The following is a 16,286-nucleotide window of genomic DNA, read 5'->3' as shown; positions in this document are numbered from 1 at the left end:
CCGGCCACCCGGCCCGGTACCTGAACCGACCGCGCACACACGCAGGCACGGTGGACAGCCGCTCCGGCACCCACGGAACCATCGACGTCCACCAGGCCGCACCCCGCCGCCGACACGGCGCGAAGCTCGGCATCCCCGCCGTCGTCGTACTGGCCGTCGCCGCCCACCTGGGCCTTGGCGGGCTCCTTCTGACGTCCGGCCCCTGGAAGCACTGGGCACTCGGCGCCGTCCTGGCCGTCGTCGTGTTCAAGGTCGCCTTCCTGCTCCTGCGCCGTGGCAAGGCCCGCAAGGCCCGCAAGGTCACCGAGCGCGTCCCCCACGCGTCCTGATCACGCACAGATCCCGGAGCTCCCCGCCCGCAGCCGGCCACCACCACGTCGACAGTCCCCTCCCCCATACGCGGCCACGGATGCGTCACCGCGATCACGGCCGCCGCGCTTCTCGCGGTGCCCCTGATCACCGGGTGCAGCGGCAACGGCGGCACGGAGAAGTCGGCCACCACCCCGGTTGCGTCCTCATCGACGCCCGTGCCCGGCGCCAATGGCCGTGCCTGACCAACGGCCCCGTTCCTGGGGAACTGCGGGCCGTCCTGGACACCACCGTCACCGACGACCTTGCCGATCGCATGCCGCCGATCCAGGGATGCGCGATGGCGTCTACAACGGGGACGGGCTGCCAAGCTGTCTGGATCGGATGTCCAACCGCAGGACTGCTGATGATTCGCCCCCGGTGCCCCTCGGGCCCACCGAGCGCCGGCCGGCAGGGAACGTCACGACGCGCACTCTCCGGCGGGATCTCCCGGCCTTCGCAGCAGATCCCGCCGAGAGGCGCCTGCGCTGGTTCTCATCCCGGATGCCGGCCCACACGTGGTCCAGAAAGGCTGGTAGACAGCGTGTCCGGATGAGACAACCCGGCACACCGAAATGGCTCTTTCGGGCACAACAAAACAGCCCCTGGTCTGCGTTTCCGCAGCTCAGGGGCTGTGTTTCCACTGTGGCGGCGCCAGGATTCGAACCTGGGTAGGCTAAGCCGACGGATTTACAGTCCGCTCCCATTGGCCACTCGGGCACACCGCCTGGGAAGTGTCTCCGCGGGCCGTTTGTGTGCGGTCCCCGTGGCGACGTCGTAAACAATACCCGATGCGCGGGGGTGCTTCGCCACCCTATTGATCAGCGCTCCGGGCGGGTCCGGTGGCTAGGCTTGCGGGGGCGACCCGGAGGTGGGTCGCGGACCTGACGGATCAGAGCCAAGGAGCCAACAGAAGATGGCCGACTCCAGTTTCGACATCGTCTCGAAGGTCGAGCGGCAGGAGGTCGACAACGCCCTCAACCAGGCCGCCAAGGAGATCTCGCAGCGCTACGACTTCAAGAACGTCGGCGCGTCGATCTCGTGGTCCGGGGACAAGATCCTGATGCAGGCCAACTCCGAGGAGCGGGTCAAGGCCATCCTGGACGTCTTCGAGACCAAGCTGGTCAAGCGGGGGATCTCCCTGAAGTCGCTGGACGCGGGCGAGCCCCAGCTGTCCGGCAAGGAGTACAAGATCTTCGCGACCATCGAGGAAGGCATCTCGCAGGACAACGCCAAGAAGGTCGCCAAGATCATCCGTGATGAGGGGCCCAAGGGCATCAAGGCGCAGGTCCAGGGCGACGAGCTGCGCGTCAGCTCCAAGAGCCGGGACGACCTGCAGGCCGTCATCGCACTGCTGAAGGGCAAGGACCTCGACTTCGCGCTGCAGTTCGTGAACTACCGCTGAGCGAGGTCCAGCCCGAGGTCCCGGCCGGGAGAGGCGGCCGGGGCCTTTGCCACGCGCACTTCGGGGCGCATTCGGAGGGTGCCGCCCGGGAAGCCGCCGCAGGTGCGTAGTGTCTTCCTGTTAGGTCTCCCCGGGACCGTCCCGCCGGTCGACGGCGGACCCGGGGCAGCGTCTCGAGGATGGAGCCGGGCATGCAAAGCCGCACCGCTTTGGTCGAGGACCTGATGAGCCGCTTCCCGCACGTCCCGCGCGAGGCGGTCATCAAGGAGGACCTGCTGCGCGGCGGGATCGCGTTCGACGAGTCCGCGCTGAGCGGCAACGAGGACGGCGACGTCAAACCGAAGTCGTACTTCATCTTCTCCTTCGATCACCGCACCCTCCCCGAACTGGGCGCCGCCGCGCTCAAGCGGCCGCCGGAGGAGATCGTGCTCACCGGCGGGCCGTACGACCTGCGCCGCACGGTGGTGTCGGTGCGGGTGAACCCTGCCTCGCCGTACCGCGTGCGGGCGGGCGGGCGCGGGGTGCTCGGGCTGTACCTCGACGGGGTGCGCATCGCGGACGTCGGCCTGCCGCCGATGCCGGCGTACTACCGGCACACCCTGGAGAACGGGAAGTCGGTGATGGAGGTCGCGCCGACGATCCAGTGGGGCTACCTGATCTACCTGACGGTCTTCCGTGTGTGTCAGTACTTCGGCGCCAAGGAGGAGTGCCAGTACTGCGACATCAACCACAACTGGCGCCAGCACAAGGCGGCAGGCCGCCCCTATACGGGGGTGAAGCCGGTCGAGGAGGTGCTGGAGGCGCTGGAGATCATCGACAAGTACGACGAGGCGAAGACCTCCACCGCGTACACCCTCACCGGCGGGGCGATCACCTCCAAGGTCGCCGGGCGGGACGAGGCGGACTTCTACGGCCACTACGCCAAGGCCATCGAGGAGCGTTTCCCGGGCCGCTGGATCGGCAAGGTCGTCGCGCAGGCGCTGCCCAAGGAGGACGTGCAGCGCTTCAAGGACTACGGCGTGCAGATCTACCACCCCAACTACGAGGTGTGGGACCGCCGTCTGTTCGAGCTGTACTGCCCCGGCAAGGAGCGTTACGTCGGCCGCGACGAGTGGCACCGCCGCATCCTGGACTCGGCGGAGATCTTCGGACCCCGCAACGTGATCCCCAACTTCGTGGCGGGCGTGGAGATGGCCGAGCCGTTCGGCTTCACCACCGTCGGGGAGGCGATCGACTCCACGGCGGAGGGCCTGCGCTTCTTCATGTCGCGGGGCATCACCCCGCGCTTCACCACCTGGTGCCCGGAGCCGACGACCCCCCTGGGCAAGGCGAACCCGGAGGGCGCGCCGCTGGAGTACCACATCCGCCTGCTGGACGTGTACCGCGCGACGCTGGAGGAGTACGGGCTGAGCTCGCCGCCCGGGTACGGCCCGGCCGGCCCCGGCAACGCGGTGTTCTCGGTGAGCTCGTTCATGGACAGCCTGCCGGCGTCGGCGCCCGTCGGAGTGAGCTGAGTGCCGGCCCTGCTGATCGTGCATCACACGCCGTCGCCGAATCTGCAGGCGATGTTCGAGGCGGTGGTCGCGGGCGCGACCACCGACGAGATCGAGGGGGTGGACGTCGTACGGCGGGCCGCCCTCGCGGCGACCGCCTCCGACGTGCTCGCGGCGGACGGCTACCTGCTGGGCACGACGGCGAACCTCGGCTACATGTCGGGGGCGCTCAAGCACTTCTTCGACCAGGTCTACTACCCGTGCCTGGACAGCACGCGCGGGCGCCCGTTCGGCTACTACGTGCACGGCGGCAGCGACGTGACGGGGACGGTACGGGGGATCCGGTCGATCACCACGGGCCTCGGCTGGGAGCAGGCGGCGGCCGAGGTGACGGTCACCGGGGAGCCCTCCAAGGCCGATCTGCAGGCCTGCTGGGAGCTGGGCGCGACCCTGGCCGCCGGGCTGGCGGACTGACCGCAGGGGCCCGGCGCCGACATGCCGGGCCCGTGCCCCCGTCCTACCGTGGAGGTGGAGAGAGGGGGCGGCACCGATGGCACCCCACATCCTGGACGACGCGGCCCTGGACGGCTTGCGCTCCCGCTTCGCGGGCGAGGTCGTCGCACCGGGCGACCCGTCGTACGACGAGAACCGCACGCTGTTCAACGCGATGATCGACCGGAGGCCGTCCGTGATCGCCCTGTGCGAGACGGTGGACGACGTCGCCGCGGCGATCCGGTTCGGCCGCGAGCACGGGCTGGAGGTCGCCGTCCGCGGGGGCGGGCACAGCGTCGCCGGCACGTCCCTGACCGACGGCGGCATCGTCGTCGACCTGCGGCGCATGCACGCGGTGGTCGTGGACCCGGCGGCGCGTACGGCACGGGTCGGCGGCGGCGCCACGATGAGCCACCTGGACCGGGCGACGCAGCCGTACGACCTGGTCACCACCGGGGGCCGGGTGTCGACCACGGGGGTGGGCGGTTTCACCCTCGGCGGCGGATCGGGGTGGCTGGAGCGCAGGTTCGGGCTGGCCTGCGACAATCTGCTGGAGGCCGAACTGGTCACGGCGGACGGCACCTTGGTGCGGGCCGCCGAGGACGAGAACGCGGAGCTGTTCTGGGCGCTGCACGGGGGCGGCGGCAACTTCGGCGTCGCCACCTCGCTCACGCTGAGGCTCTACCCGCTGCCCGCGGTCACCATGGCCCTGCTGCTGTGGCCGCCGGAGGCCGGCCCCGAGGTGCTGCGCGCCTACCGCAGCCTGCTGTCGTCGGCGCCGGACGAGATGGGCGGGGGCCTGATCTTCCTGACCGGGCCGCCGGAGGAGTTCGTGCCGGAGCATCTGGTGGGCGCGCTCACCTGCGCCGTCCTGGTCACGTACGCAGGCACCGGGGAGACGGCGCGCGAGGTGCTGGAGCCGCTGCTGGCACTCGGGCCGCAGGGGCGCCTGGTGACGGAGTTGCCGTACGCGGACCTGCAGTGCATGCTCGACGACCCGCCGGGCTACCGGAACTACTGGTCGGCTGAGTACCTGGACGACTTCCCGGACGAGGCCGTGGACCGCTTCTGCGCGCGCGCCCGGGACATGGTGGTCCCCTCCCCCTCCCAGCACGTGCTGTTCCCCGTGGGCGGCGCCGTGGCGCGCGCCCCCGCCGACTACCCGCTGCCCTGGCGCCGGGCGCCGTGGGTCGTGCACCCGTTCGGCCTGTGGGCGGACCCGGCGGACGACGAGCGGGCCCGGCGGTGGGCCCACGACATCCGCGCCGACCTGCGGCAGTGGTCTTCGGGGGCGGTCTACCTGAACTTCATCGGCGACGAGGGCGAGGGCCGGGTGATCTCCGGGTTCGGCGCGCACAACCTGGGGCGGCTGGCCCAGGTGAAGACGGAGTACGACCCGGAGAACGTCTTCCGGCTCAACCACAACATCGAGCCGGGCTGAGCCCCCGGCCGGGGAGCGCGGGGCGGCGGCTCAGCGGGTGGCGTAGGGGGCGTCCACGGGGACGATCTCGCGGCCGAGCGGCACCAGGGAGATCGGCACCATCTTGAAGTTCGCGATGCCGAACGGGATGCCGATGATCGTCAGGCAGAAGCCGATGCCCGCGAGCACGTGGCCGATGGCGAGCCAGATCCCCGCGAAGATCAGCCAGATGATGTTCCCGAGCAGTGACCCGACCCCCGCGTCGCGGCGTTCCACCGTGGTGCGGCCGAAGGGCCACAGCACGTAGTTGGCGATCCTCAGGGACGCGATCCCCCACGGGATGGTGATGATGAAGATGAACATCAGCAGGCCCAGCAGGGCGTAGCCGATGGCCATCCACAGGCCCCAGATGACCAGCCACACGACGTTCAGGACGATGTTGACCGCCTTCATTGGCCCAGCCTCCCATGCGCCCGGGGGCCCCGCCCGTCAGGTGGGCGGGAGCCGCAGCTCCGACAGCCGCCCCCCACGGGGCCCGTACCCGCGCGCGGGCCGGGCCGCACGTACGCGTCAGCGGCGGTAGCCGGCCATCTCCTCGAGGCGGGTGATGCGCTCGGCCATCGGGGGGTGGGTCGAGAAGAGCTTGGACACGTCGCCGGGGCGGAACGGGTTGGCGATCATGAGGTGGCTGGTGGTCTCCAGCCGGGGCTCGGGCGGCAGCGGGGCGCGCTTGGTGCCCGTCTCCAGCTTGCGCAGCGCGGAGGCGAGGGCGAGCGGGTCGCCGGTGAGGCGGGCGCCGGAGGCGTCGGCCTCGTACTCGCGGGAGCGGCTGACGGCGAGCTGGATGAGGGAGGCGGCGACAGGGCCGAGGATCATCATCAGGAGCAGGCCGAACAGGCCGGGGCCCTCGTCGTCGTCGGAACGGCCGACGGGGATCAGCCAGGCGAAGTTGACGAGGAACATCACCACGGAGGCCAGAGCGCCGGCGACGGAGGAGATGAGGATGTCGCGGTTGTAGACGTGGCTCAGCTCGTGGCCGATGACGCCGCGCAGCTCGCGCTCGTCGAGGAGGCGCAGGATGCCCTCGGTGCAGCACACCGCGGCGTTGCGCGGGTTGCGGCCGGTGGCGAAGGCGTTGGGGGCCTCGGTCGGGGAGATGTAGAGCCGCGGCATGGGCTGCCGGGCGGAGGTGGAGAGCTCGCGCACCATGCGGTAGAGCGCCGGCGCCTCGAACTCGCTGACCGGGCGGGCGCGCATGGAGCGGAGTGCGATCTTGTCGCTGTTCCAGTACGCGTAGGCGTTGGTCCCGAGGGCTACGACGAGCGCGACGATCAGTCCCGTACGGCCGAAGAAACTTCCGATGATCAGGATGAGAGCCGACATTCCGCCCAGGAGCGCGGCGGTCTTCAGGCCGTTGTGCCGGCGGTGCACGGTACACCCTCCAAGTTGTGCATCAGGAGGACCTTCTCTCCTCGTTCAAGGAGAACCTCCCGAAGGGGGCAACGCCACCGGAAGGGCGTTAGTTCCCTTGTGCACCTTCCACCGGGTGCTCAGAGCAGGGTGGCGGAGGCGAAGCGGAGGACGAGCTGGGGTGCGCCGGACAGCACGATCCCGACGACCGCGGTGAGCGCGATGGCGGCGCTGAGCGGGCGCGGCGGGCGGGACGGGCGCGCGGCGGCGGCCTGCTCGGTCGCGGGCTTGGCGAAGAGCAGGACCGTCCACCGAAGGTAGTACACGAGCGCGATGACGACGTTGACGGCCATGACGGCGGCAAGCCAGCCGAGGTCCGCGTCGACGGCCGAGGAGAAGACGGCGACCTTGGCGAACAGGCCGATGACTCCCGGCGGCAGACCGGCCAGGCAGAGCAGGAAGAAGGCCATGGCCAGTGCGGCGAGCGGGTGGCCGCTGTGGAGGCCGCGGTAGTCGGTGAGCCGGTTCTGCGGCGCGGTGCGGGCGACGAGCGCGGCGACGCCGAAGGCGCCGAGGTTCACCGCGCCGTACATCAGCGCGTACGCGAGGGTGGTGCCGATCTGGCGGTCGGGGTCGGTGTACGCGGCCGCGGCGATCGGGACCAGCAGGTAGCCCGCCTGGCCGATGGACGACCACGCCAGCAGGCGGACCGCGCTGCGCGGGCGGTCGGGGCGCTGCATCAGGGCGGCGACGTTGCCGACGGTCATGGTGAGGGCGGCCAGGACGGCGACGGCCGGGCCCCAGACGTGCGCGTACGGCCGGAAGGCCACGACCGTGACGAGGATGAGGCCGGCGAACCCGGCGGCCTTGCCGACGACCGACAGGTAGCCGGCGACCGGGAGCGGGGCGCCGGTGTAGGTGTCGGGCACCCAGAAGTGGAAGGGGGCGACGGCGAGCTTGAAGGCGAAACCGACGACGGTGAGGGCGGCGCCGGCGGCGGCGAGGGTGTCCAGGCGAGGGTCGACGCCCTGCAGCCCCTTGGCCATGGCCTCCAGGTGGAGGGTGCCGGTGGCGGCGTAGACGAAGCTGACGCCCAGCAGGGTGACGGCGGTCGCGGCGACCGAGGACAGGAAGAACTTCAGGGCAGCCTCGCTCGACAGCCGGTCGCCGCGGCGCAGGCCGACCAGGGCGAACGAGGGGAGGGTGGTGACCTCCAGGGCGATCACGAGGGTCGCCAGGTCGCGGGAGGCGGGCAGCAGGGCGGCGCCGGAGGCCGAGGAGAGCAGCAGGAACCAGAACTCGCCGGGAGGCAGCTCGTCGAGGGTGTGCACCGACAGCAGGGCGGTGACGAGCGCCCCGGCCAGGACCAGCAGTTGCACGACGAGCGTGAAGTGGTCGGCGACATAGGAGCAGTCGCCGGGGCTGCCGACCAGGCAGAAGGTCGTGCGGTCACCGTCGAGCAGCGGCAGCAGGCTCAGCCCGGCCAGCACGAGGCCGGCCAGGGTGATCCCCACCAGGCTCTGCTTGCGGCCCTCGGGCAGGAAGAGGTCGGCGACCAGGACGACGAGCGCGGCCGCCGCCACGATGCCGGGCGGGGCGATCGCGGCCCAGTCGACCGACTGGACGACGGAGGTGGCGAGGGTGCTCATCAGCTGCCTCCGAGCAGGGTGCGCACGGCCGGGTCGGTGAGGCCGAGCAAGGCGGCGGGCCACAGGCCGGCGAGGACGGTCAGGACGGCCAGCGGGGTCCAGGCCGCGAACTCGTAGCCCCGGACGTCGGCGAGCGCCGGCGCGGCCTGGACGGTGTCGCGGTCGCCCATGCAGACGCGGCGCACGACGACGAGGAGGTACGCGGCGGTGAGCAGGGTGCCGAAGGCGGCGACCGCGGTGAAGACGAGGTAGGCGCCGCGGTCCAGGCCCGGGGCGGGCTTGAAGGAGCCGAACATCGCCAGCATCTCGCCCCAGAAGCCGGCCAGGCCCGGCAGGCCGAGGGAGGCGACGGCCGCGAAGGCGAGCAGGCCGCCCATGCGGGGGGCCTTGCCGTACAGCGCGGCGCCGGTCTGCCCGGCGAGGCTGTCCAGGTCGGTGGAGCCGTAGCGGTCCTTGAGCGCGCCGACCAGGAAGAAGAGCAGGCCGGTGATGAGCCCGTGGGCGATGTTGGCGAAGAGCGCGCCGTTGACGCCGGTGGTGGTCAGGGTGGCGATGCCGAGCAGCACGAAGCCCATGTGGCCGACGGAACTGTACGCGATGAGGCGCTTGAGGTCGCCGCCGGCGCCGCGGCGGGCCAGGGCCAGGCAGGCCAGCGACCCGTAGACGATGCCGACGACCGCGAGGGCGGCCAGGTAGGGCGCGAAGGTCTGCATGCCCTCGGGTGCGGCCGGCAACAGGATCCTCACGAAGCCGTAGGTGCCCATCTTGAGCAGGACCCCGGCCAGGAGCACCGAGCCGACCGTGGGGGCGGCGGTGTGGGCGTCGGGGAGCCAGCTGTGCAGCGGCCACATCGGGGCCTTGACGGCGAGGCCGAGGCCGATGGCGAGGACGGCGATCAGTTGCGTGGAGTGACTGAGTGGCGACCCGTTGTCAGAGGCGAGTGCCACCATGTCGAATGTGCCCGCCTTCAGCCCGATGAGGAGCAGGCCGAGCAGCATGATCACGGAGCCGAGCAGTGTGTAGAGGATGAAGCGGAGGGCGGACTTCTCCCGGTTCTCGCCGCCCCAGCGGGCGATGAGGAAGTACATCGGGATGAGGACCGTCTCGAAGGCGAGGAAGAAGAGCAGCAGGTCGAGCACCGAGAAGGTGGCGAGCGTGCCCGTCTCCAGGAGGAGCAGGAGCGCCACGAAAGCCTTCGGGGAAGGGCCCGCGGGCATCTTGAAGTAGCTGTAGAGCGCGCAGAGGAAGGTCAGCAGCGCGGTCAGGACGAAGAGGGGGAGGCTGATGCCGTCGATGCCGAGGTGGATGCGGATGCCGAGCGCCGGGATCCAACTGATGTCGGTGTTCGCCTGCATCGTCGCGGGGTGGTCGTGGTCGAAGCCCGCGGCGAGGACGATGCTCAGGACGAGGACGAGACCGGTGACGGTGACGCCGTGGCGCAGCACGGCCTGGTCGGGGTTCTTCCCCTTCAGGCCGGGCGGGGCCGGCAGCAGCGCGGCCGCGGCGCCGAGCAGTGGCAGGACGACGGCGGCCGCGAGGACGTACTGGAGGACGGTGTCGTTCACGGCTCACGCTCCGACGGCGACGAGGACGGCGAGTATCACGGAGCCGGCCAGCAGCACGCTGATATAGGTCTGCACGTTGCCCGTCTGGGTTCGGCGCACGATCGCGCCGAGCAGCCGGGGCAGTCCGCCCGCACCACGGACGTAGGTCTCGACGACCTCGCGGTCCAGGAAGCGGACGAGGCCGGAGGCGGCGAGCACGGGGCGGACGAAGAGCGCCGCGTAGAGGGCGTCGAGGCGGAAGCCGTGCGAGGCCGGCCCGAAGAGCGGGCCGAGCAGCAGGCGTCCGGGGTCGGCGGGGTCCTGGGCAGCGGCGACATCCCCGTAGACCTGTTCGTGGGTCTGCAGCGCCGCGGCCTCGGTGAGCGCCGGCTCCTCCTCCGCGGCCTCGGCGGTGACGATCGCGCCGAGCGGGGTGCCGCGGCGAACCGCGGCGGCCTGCCAGGCGCCGTAGGTCGCGAGGATGCCGACGACGGCGAGGCCGACGCCGAGGATCGAGGTGACCAGGGTCGGGGCGAGCTCGTTGCCGTCGAGCCAGGCAGGGAGGTCGAGGAGGGAGGGCACGAGGGCGACGGCGCCGAAGGCGAGGGTCGGGACGGCCAGCACCCACAGCACGACGGTCATGACGGCCGGTTCCCTGCCGTGGGCCTCGGGGGCCGTGGCGCCCTGGCCGCGGAAGGCGAGGAGGAACAGGCGTGTGGCGTAGCCCGCGGTGAGCACGGCGGTGATCAGCGCGGCGACCAGGACGAGCCAGCCGACGGCCGACGGCACGCCCTCGGCGTGGCCGGAGGCGGCGTGCTCGGCCGCTCGCAGCACCGACTCCTTGGAGAAGAAGCCGGAGAAGGGGGGGATGGCGGCCAGCGCGGCCAGCGCGATGCCCATGGTCCACATGGCGTCGGGGACGCGCTTGCCGAGGTCGCCCATGCGGGACATCGCGGCCAGCGAGTTGGTGCCGGCGGCGTGGATGACGACGCCCGCGGCGAGGAAGAGGAGGGCCTTGAAGGCGCCGTGCGAGATGAGGTGGAACACGGCGGCGCCGCGGTCGCCGACGGCGAGGGCGGCGGCCATGTAGCCGAGCTGGCCGATCGTCGAGTAGGCGAGCACGCGTTTGATGTCGTCCTGGGCGAGCGCGGCCAGACCGGAGCCGATCATGGTGACGGCGGCCAGCACGCCGAGCACCGCGAGGGTGACGGTGGATGCCTCGAAGACCGGCAGCAACCGGGCGACGAGGTAGATGCCGGCCGCGACCATGGTGGCGGCGTGGATCAGCGCGGACACCGGGGTGGGACCGGCCATCGCGTCGGGCAGCCAGGTGTGCAGCGGGAACTGCGCCGACTTGCCGGCGACGCCGGCGAGCAGCAGCAGGCCGACGACGGTGGGGTGCCCGATCCCGCCGTGGGTGGCCGCGGTGAGGATGCCGTTGATCCGGAACGTCCCGGCGTCGGCGGCGAGCGCGAAGACGCCGATCAGGAAAGGGACGTCGCCGAGCTTGGTGACCAGGAAGGCCTTGAGCGAGGCGGCCCGGGCGACCTCGGTCTCCCAGTAGTGGCCGACCAGGAAGTACGAGCAGATGCCCATGATCTCCCAGCCGACCAGCAGCACCATCAGGTCACCGGTGTAGACGACCAGGAACATGGCGGCGGTGAAGAGGGAGACCAGGGCGGAGTAGGAGGCGTAGCGCGGGTCGTGGCGCAGGTAGGCCGTGGAGTACAGCTGCACACAGGTGGCGACCAGGCCGACGAGGACGGCGATCAGCACCGCGAAGCCGTCGAGGTGCAGGGCGAGGTCGACGGGTACCGAGCCGGTCGGCGTGAGCCGCGTCGCGGCGTCGGTGGCCGGCCCGGTGCCCTGCCGTACGGCGACGACCACGGCCAGCACGAAGGCGGTCACGGTGGGCAGTACGGCCAGCGGCCGGACGAAGCCGGGGGCGGTGCGGCCGAGCAGCAGACCGCCGACGGCGCCGAGGAAGGGGAGGAGGGGGACGAGGACGGCGAGGGTCGTCAGGGTCACGCTGCGGCCTCGGCCTTCTCTTCGGGTGCGGAGGGCCCGGCCCCTTCGCCCTGCGGGTCGTGCGGTGCGCGCTCGGCGAGGTCGGTGAGGCGGTCGACGTCCGAGCTGCCCCGGTTGCGGTACACCAGCAGGACGATGGCGAGGCCGATGCCGATCTCGGCGGCGGCGATGACGATGACGAACAGCGTCAGCGCCTGCCCGGCGTGGAGGGTGTCGTGGAGCCAGACGTCGAAGGCGACCAGATTGAGGTTGACCGCGTTCAGCATCAGCTCGACCGACATCAGGACGAGGATCGCGTTGCGCCGGGCGAGGACGCCGTACAGGCCGACGGAGAACAGGAGGGCGGCGAGGACGGCGGGATAGACGAGATGCATCAGCGCTCTCCCGGCTGCTGACGGGACTGCTTGCGGGACAGGACGATCGCACCGACGAGCGCGGCGAGCAGGAGCACGGACAGTGCCTCGAACGGCAGCACCCAGTGCCGGAAGAGGATCTGGCCGGTGACCTTGGTGGAGCCCTGCGCGGCGCCGTCCACGTCGATCCAGGTGGCCCGGAAGGCGTCCACCACGACCCACACCAGAGTGCCCGCGGCGGCGACGGCCACGGCCAGCGCCGCGATCCGGTTGCCCGAATCGGCGTCCGGGGAACGCCCGATCGGCGCCTTGGTGAGCATCAGCCCGAACAGGACGAGCACGACGACCGACCCGACGTAGATCAGCACCTGCACCCAGGCGATGAACTCGGCGGTGAGGAGGAGGTATTCGACGGCGACGCCCCCGAGCGCGACGACCAGCCACAGCGCGGCGTGCACCAGCTGCTTGGTGGTGACGCTGACGACGGCGGCGGCGAGGGTCGCGACGCCCACGAGGACGAAGGCGGTCTCGACCCCGGCCGGGGACAGGAAACCGGGGTGGGCTGCGGCGAGGCTCACGCGTCGCCCCCCGGCTGCTCGCGCTCGGCCCCGGCGGCCCCGGCGGTCTCGGCGGCCCCGGCGGTCTCGGCGGCCCCGGCGGCGAGGGCCGCGGCGGCCGCCTTCTCCGCGGCCTTGCGGGCGGCACCGAGTTCCTTGGGCTCCTCGGCCGCCGGGTCCAGCGGCGGCGGGGCCGGCACCGTCCACATCCACTCGCGCAGCTTGTCGCGCTCGTGGGTGAGTTCGAGGATGTCGGTCTCCGCGTACTCGAACTCCGGCGACCAGAACAGTGCGTCGAAGGGGCACACCTCGATGCAGATGCCGCAGTACATGCAGAGCGAGAAGTCGATGGCGAAGCGGTCCAGCACGTTGCGGCTGCGCTCGCGGCCGCCGGGGGTGACGGCGGGCACCGTCTCCTTGTGGGAGTCGATGTAGATGCACCAGTCGGGGCACTCGCGAGCGCAGAGCATGCAGACCGTGCAGTTCTCCTCGAACAGCGCGATCACGCCGCGGGTGCGGGGCGGCAGTTCGGGCTGCACCTCGGGGTACTGCGCGGTGTGCGAGCGCCGGGTCATCGTGCGCAGGGTGACGGCGAGGCCCTTGGCCAGGCCGGAACCGGGGATGCCCATCAGGAGATCACCACCTTCACCACGCCGGTGAGCGCGATCTGGGCCAGGGCGAGCGGGATGAGGACGGTCCAGGCGAACCGCTGCAACTGGTCCTCGCGCAGCCGGGGGTACGTGACCCGGAGCCAGATGACGACGAAGGCCAGGGCCGCGGTCTTCAGCAGCGTCCACAGCCAGCCGAGATGGCCGGACCAGGGGCCGTGCCAGCCGCCGAGGAACAGGACGGTGGTCAGGCCGCACAGCACGACGATGCCGGCGTACTCGGCGAGCAGGAACAGGGCGAAGCGCAGGCCCGTGTACTCGGTGTAGGCGCCGAAGATGATCTCCGAGTCGGCCACCGGCATGTCGAAGGGCGGGCGCTGGAGTTCGGCGAGGCCCGCGGTGAAGAAGACGACGGCGCCGATCAGCTGCCACGGCGTCCACCACCAGGCGTACGCGTCGACGATGCCGGGCAGCGAGAGCGTCCCGGCCGCCATCGCGACGGACGCGGCGGCGAGCAGCATCGGCAGCTCGTACGACATCAGCTGCGCGGCGGTGCGCAGACCGCCGAGCAGGGAGAACTTGTTGGCGGAGGCCCAGCCGGCCATGAGGGAGCCGAGCACCCCGACGCCCATCACGGCGAGCACGAAGAACAGGCCCGCGTCGATGTCCTGGCCGACGAGCCCGTCGGGGCCGACCGGGATGGCGATGAGGACCAGGAGGTAGGGCAGCAGCGCGACGGCGGGCGCGAGCTGGAAGATCTTCCGGTCCGCGTCGGCCGGGACCACGTCCTCCTTCTGCGCGAACTTCACGCCGTCGGCGACGAGCTGGGCCCAGCCGTGGAAACCGCCGGCGTACATGGGTCCGAGGCGGCCCTGCATGTGGGCCATGACCTTGTGCTCGGTCTGGCCGACGGCCAGGGGCAGGACGAGGAAGGCGACGAGCACGGCGAGCAGCCGGAGGATCACGTCGAGGGCTTCGCTCACGGTGTGCTGCCTCCTTCTGCGTCGTCGTTGCGGGGGGTGTCCGGCGGGCCGCCGGGGGTCGCGTCCGGACTCGTTCCGGGGCGCCGCGCGGGTTTCTCCGCGTCGGACTGCGCTGCCGGTGCGGCGGCCGGGCCGGCAGCGGGTTCGGTGTCACGGGGGACGTCCCAGGGGGCGTCCGGGGTGCGCCTGCGGGGAGTCTCGGACGGCGCCGGGGTCGCCGGGGCCTCGGCGGCGCCCTGACTGGCGGAGCCCTCGGTGACGCTTCGGGTACGGCGCGGGGTGGCAGGGACCGCGGCGGCGCCCTGACTGGCGGAGCCCTCGGTGACGCTTCGCGTGCGCCGCGCGGGGCGCTCCGCGGCACCGGCGGGGCCGGCGGCACCGGCCGCACGCGGGGTACGGGCGGGCCGGGCCGGGGCGGGCGGCAACTGCCCCTTCAGCGGGCCCCACTCGTTGGGGTCGGGCACGCCCGGCGGCAGCATTTGGCGGCGCTTGGGCCCGCCGTGATCGGACTCCCCCGGCTCCTTCGCCCCCGGCCACGCCTTCGCGACACGCGCCGCCAGCACGAAGTCCTTGCGCAGCGGGTGCCCCTCGAAGCCGTCGGGCAGCAGCAGCGGCACCAGGTGCGGGTGGCCGGTGAAGTCCACCCCGAACATCTCGTGCGTCTCGCGCTCGTGCCAGGCGGCGCCCGCGTAGACACCGACGGCGGTCGGCAGGGCCGGCGCCTCGTGCGGGACGGTCGTACGGATCATCAGGCGCCGCACCGAGCCGACCGCGGGGGCGACGACGTGGGCGCAGACGCGGAACCCGGTGCCGCCCTCGTCGACGGCGCTGAGCCAGTCGAAGAAGGTGCAGCCGAGGGTGTCCCGGGCGGCCCGCAGGGCGTCGGTCCAGGACGCGGCGGGGACGTCGACGGTCAGCAGGCCGTACGCCTCCTCCGCCGTGGCCTGCGCGCCGAAGACCTCGGCGACGGCGTCCGGCTCGGGGAGCCGGTCGAAGGGCGTGGTCACTTCGCGGCCTCCCCGGGTGGTGGCGGGGCCTGGACGAGGCCGCTGCGCAGCGCGGCGGTGGACGCGCGCGGGGTGCCCCCGTCGCCGTAGCGCTCGCCGAGCGACTCGCGGGCGATCTTCTCCTGGAGCTTGAGGATGCCCTGCAGCAGCGCCTCGGGCCGCGGCGGGCAGCCGGGCACGTAGACGTCGACGGGGATGATCTGGTCGACGCCCTTGGTCACGGAGTAGGAGTCCCAGTAGGGGCCGCCGCAGTTGGAGCAGGCGCCGAAGGAGATGACGTACTTCGGCTCGGGCATCTGCTCGTACAGGCGCTTCACGGCCGGGGCCATCTTGTCCGTGACGGTGCCCGAGACGACCATGAGGTCGGCCTGGCGCGGGCCGGGCGCGAAGGGGATCACGCCGAGCCGGATGAAGTCGTGCCGGGCCATGGACGCGGCGATGAACTCGATGGCGCAGCAGGCGAGCCCGAAGTTGAAGACCCACAGGCTGTAGCGGCGGCCCCAGTTCAGGACCACCTTCATCGGCTCCGGCGCCAGGCGCGCCAGCGTTCCGAGGCGGCGCGGCTCCGGAAGGTACTCGGGAGTGCTCACATCGGTCACTTCGGTCACGTCCATTCCAGGACGCCCTTCTTCCAGGCGTAGAGCAGACCGACGGCGAGGAAGCCGAGGAAGACGAACATCTCGACCAGCGTCGTGCCGCCGTACCCCTCGGCGGCGAACACGGTCGCCCAGGGGAAGAGGAAGATCGCGTCGACCGCGAAGACGACGTAGAGGAAGGAGTAGACGTAGTAGCGGATCTGGGTGTGCGCCCAGCCCTCGCCGACGGGGTCGACGCCGCACTCGTACGTGAGCATCTTCTCCTGCGTCGGCACGACGGGCCGCAGCAGGCGACCGGCCCCGAAGGCCACGGTCACGAAGAGCACCCCGAGCACCGCGACCAGCCCGACGACCGAGTAGCCGTGGAAGTAGTCCACGTCCGTCCGCCCCTCG

General features: G+C 71.7%; 17 protein-coding genes and 1 tRNA gene. 5 read left to right on the top strand and 13 right to left on the bottom strand.

The features are described from left to right. Positions 1-50 precede the first annotated feature (50 nt). Positions 51-329 (top strand): hypothetical protein, encoded by a 279-nt coding sequence (locus AC3EUJ_RS11075; RefSeq protein ID WP_431960910.1) that lies wholly within the window; start codon positions 51-53, stop codon positions 327-329. Positions 330-994: 665 nt separating this feature from the next. On the opposite strand, the gene AC3EUJ_RS11070 is transcribed toward AC3EUJ_RS11075, so the two are convergent. Continuing rightward, positions 995-1,076: transfer RNA gene (locus AC3EUJ_RS11070), tRNA-Tyr, on the bottom strand. A 188-nt stretch (positions 1,077-1,264) separates the two neighbouring features. On the opposite strand from AC3EUJ_RS11070, the gene AC3EUJ_RS11065 reads away from it, so the two are divergent. From AC3EUJ_RS11065 to AC3EUJ_RS11050, 4 genes are all read left to right on the top strand, one after another. After that, on the top strand, positions 1,265-1,753 hold the full coding sequence (locus AC3EUJ_RS11065) for a YajQ family cyclic di-GMP-binding protein (RefSeq protein WP_431960909.1): 489 nt from the start codon (positions 1,265-1,267) through the stop codon (positions 1,751-1,753). 191 nt (positions 1,754-1,944) lie between these two features. Then, the gene (locus AC3EUJ_RS11060) at positions 1,945-3,267 is read left to right on the top strand and encodes a radical SAM protein (RefSeq protein WP_431960908.1); all 1,323 of its coding nucleotides are present in this window, start codon (positions 1,945-1,947) and stop codon (positions 3,265-3,267) included. Next, complete coding sequence (locus AC3EUJ_RS11055; RefSeq protein ID WP_431960907.1) at positions 3,268-3,720, top strand: flavodoxin family protein; 453 nt, start codon at positions 3,268-3,270, stop codon at positions 3,718-3,720. 76 nt (positions 3,721-3,796) lie between these two features. Beyond that, a complete protein-coding gene (locus AC3EUJ_RS11050; protein ID WP_431960906.1) occupies positions 3,797-5,179 on the top strand; it encodes an FAD-binding oxidoreductase in 1,383 nt (460 codons plus the stop codon). 30 nt (positions 5,180-5,209) lie between these two features. On the opposite strand, the gene AC3EUJ_RS11045 is transcribed toward AC3EUJ_RS11050, so the two are convergent. The 12 genes from AC3EUJ_RS11045 to AC3EUJ_RS10990 all read right to left on the bottom strand — a co-directional run bounded on the left by AC3EUJ_RS11045 (position 5,210) and on the right by AC3EUJ_RS10990 (position 16,270). After that, positions 5,210-5,611: a YccF domain-containing protein gene (locus AC3EUJ_RS11045; protein ID WP_431960905.1), complete on the bottom strand. Its 402-nt coding sequence runs from the start codon at positions 5,609-5,611 to the stop codon at positions 5,210-5,212. A 117-nt stretch (positions 5,612-5,728) separates the two neighbouring features. After that, the gene (htpX, locus tag AC3EUJ_RS11040) at positions 5,729-6,589 is read right to left on the bottom strand and encodes a zinc metalloprotease HtpX (protein WP_431960904.1); all 861 of its coding nucleotides are present in this window, start codon (positions 6,587-6,589) and stop codon (positions 5,729-5,731) included. A gap of 119 nt (positions 6,590-6,708) precedes the next feature. Then, positions 6,709-8,217 carry an NADH-quinone oxidoreductase subunit N gene (locus AC3EUJ_RS11035; RefSeq protein WP_431960903.1) on the bottom strand — a complete coding sequence of 503 codons (1,509 nt, stop codon included), beginning with the start codon at positions 8,215-8,217 and terminating at the stop codon, positions 6,709-6,711. Next, on the bottom strand, positions 8,217-9,782 hold the full coding sequence (locus AC3EUJ_RS11030; protein WP_431960902.1) for a complex I subunit 4 family protein: 1,566 nt from the start codon (positions 9,780-9,782) through the stop codon (positions 8,217-8,219). Before AC3EUJ_RS11030 ends, AC3EUJ_RS11035 begins: the two co-directional genes overlap by 1 nt. A gap of 3 nt (positions 9,783-9,785) precedes the next feature. Continuing rightward, positions 9,786-11,789: an NADH-quinone oxidoreductase subunit 5 family protein gene (locus tag AC3EUJ_RS11025; RefSeq protein ID WP_431960901.1), complete on the bottom strand. Its 2,004-nt coding sequence runs from the start codon at positions 11,787-11,789 to the stop codon at positions 9,786-9,788. Then, positions 11,786-12,163: an NADH-quinone oxidoreductase subunit NuoK gene (nuoK, locus tag AC3EUJ_RS11020; RefSeq protein ID WP_431960899.1), complete on the bottom strand. Its 378-nt coding sequence runs from the start codon at positions 12,161-12,163 to the stop codon at positions 11,786-11,788. The genes AC3EUJ_RS11025 and nuoK overlap by 4 nt, the downstream gene beginning before the upstream one ends. Beyond that, a complete protein-coding gene (locus AC3EUJ_RS11015; protein WP_431960898.1) occupies positions 12,163-12,720 on the bottom strand; it encodes an NADH-quinone oxidoreductase subunit J family protein in 558 nt (185 codons plus the stop codon). The genes nuoK and AC3EUJ_RS11015 overlap by 1 nt, the downstream gene beginning before the upstream one ends. Then, complete coding sequence (locus AC3EUJ_RS11010) at positions 12,717-13,328, bottom strand: NuoI/complex I 23 kDa subunit family protein (protein ID WP_431960897.1); 612 nt, start codon at positions 13,326-13,328, stop codon at positions 12,717-12,719. The genes AC3EUJ_RS11015 and AC3EUJ_RS11010 overlap by 4 nt, the downstream gene beginning before the upstream one ends. Then, positions 13,328-14,290, bottom strand: coding sequence for an NADH-quinone oxidoreductase subunit NuoH (gene nuoH / locus AC3EUJ_RS11005; protein WP_431960896.1), 963 nt, complete (start codon positions 14,288-14,290; stop codon positions 13,328-13,330). The genes AC3EUJ_RS11010 and nuoH overlap by 1 nt, the downstream gene beginning before the upstream one ends. Next, the gene (locus AC3EUJ_RS11000; RefSeq protein WP_431960895.1) at positions 14,287-15,297 is read right to left on the bottom strand and encodes an NADH-quinone oxidoreductase subunit C; all 1,011 of its coding nucleotides are present in this window, start codon (positions 15,295-15,297) and stop codon (positions 14,287-14,289) included. Before AC3EUJ_RS11000 ends, nuoH begins: the two co-directional genes overlap by 4 nt. Beyond that, positions 15,294-15,911: an NADH-quinone oxidoreductase subunit B gene (locus AC3EUJ_RS10995; protein WP_431960894.1), complete on the bottom strand. Its 618-nt coding sequence runs from the start codon at positions 15,909-15,911 to the stop codon at positions 15,294-15,296. Before AC3EUJ_RS10995 ends, AC3EUJ_RS11000 begins: the two co-directional genes overlap by 4 nt. Next, complete coding sequence (locus AC3EUJ_RS10990; RefSeq protein ID WP_326572910.1) at positions 15,902-16,270, bottom strand: NADH-quinone oxidoreductase subunit A; 369 nt, start codon at positions 16,268-16,270, stop codon at positions 15,902-15,904. Before AC3EUJ_RS10990 ends, AC3EUJ_RS10995 begins: the two co-directional genes overlap by 10 nt. Positions 16,271-16,286: the final 16 nt, after the last annotated feature.

It is taken from the genome of Actinacidiphila sp. bgisy160 (genome assembly GCF_057707815.1).
Note: the sequence above shows the minus strand (reverse complement) of the source record. Positions and strands in the feature narration are given on the sequence as shown.

Excerpts from the sequence above, each read along its gene's own strand:
- AC3EUJ_RS11065 (WP_431960909.1), top strand. The coding sequence starts at position 1,265 with ATGGCCGACTCCAGTTTCGACATCGTCTCGAAGGTCGAGCGGCAGGAG.
- AC3EUJ_RS11060 (WP_431960908.1), top strand. The coding sequence starts at position 1,945 with ATGCAAAGCCGCACCGCTTTGGTCGAGGACCTGATGAGCCGCTTCCCG.
- nuoK (WP_431960899.1), bottom strand. The coding sequence starts at position 12,163 with ATGCATCTCGTCTATCCCGCCGTCCTCGCCGCCCTCCTGTTCTCCGTC.
- AC3EUJ_RS11010 (WP_431960897.1), bottom strand. The coding sequence starts at position 13,328 with ATGGGCATCCCCGGTTCCGGCCTGGCCAAGGGCCTCGCCGTCACCCTG.
- AC3EUJ_RS11045 (WP_431960905.1), bottom strand. The coding sequence starts at position 5,611 with ATGAAGGCGGTCAACATCGTCCTGAACGTCGTGTGGCTGGTCATCTGG.
- AC3EUJ_RS11050 (WP_431960906.1), top strand. The coding sequence starts at position 3,797 with ATGGCACCCCACATCCTGGACGACGCGGCCCTGGACGGCTTGCGCTCC.
- AC3EUJ_RS10995 (WP_431960894.1), bottom strand. The coding sequence starts at position 15,911 with ATGGACGTGACCGAAGTGACCGATGTGAGCACTCCCGAGTACCTTCCG.
- AC3EUJ_RS11035 (WP_431960903.1), bottom strand. The coding sequence starts at position 8,217 with ATGAGCACCCTCGCCACCTCCGTCGTCCAGTCGGTCGACTGGGCCGCG.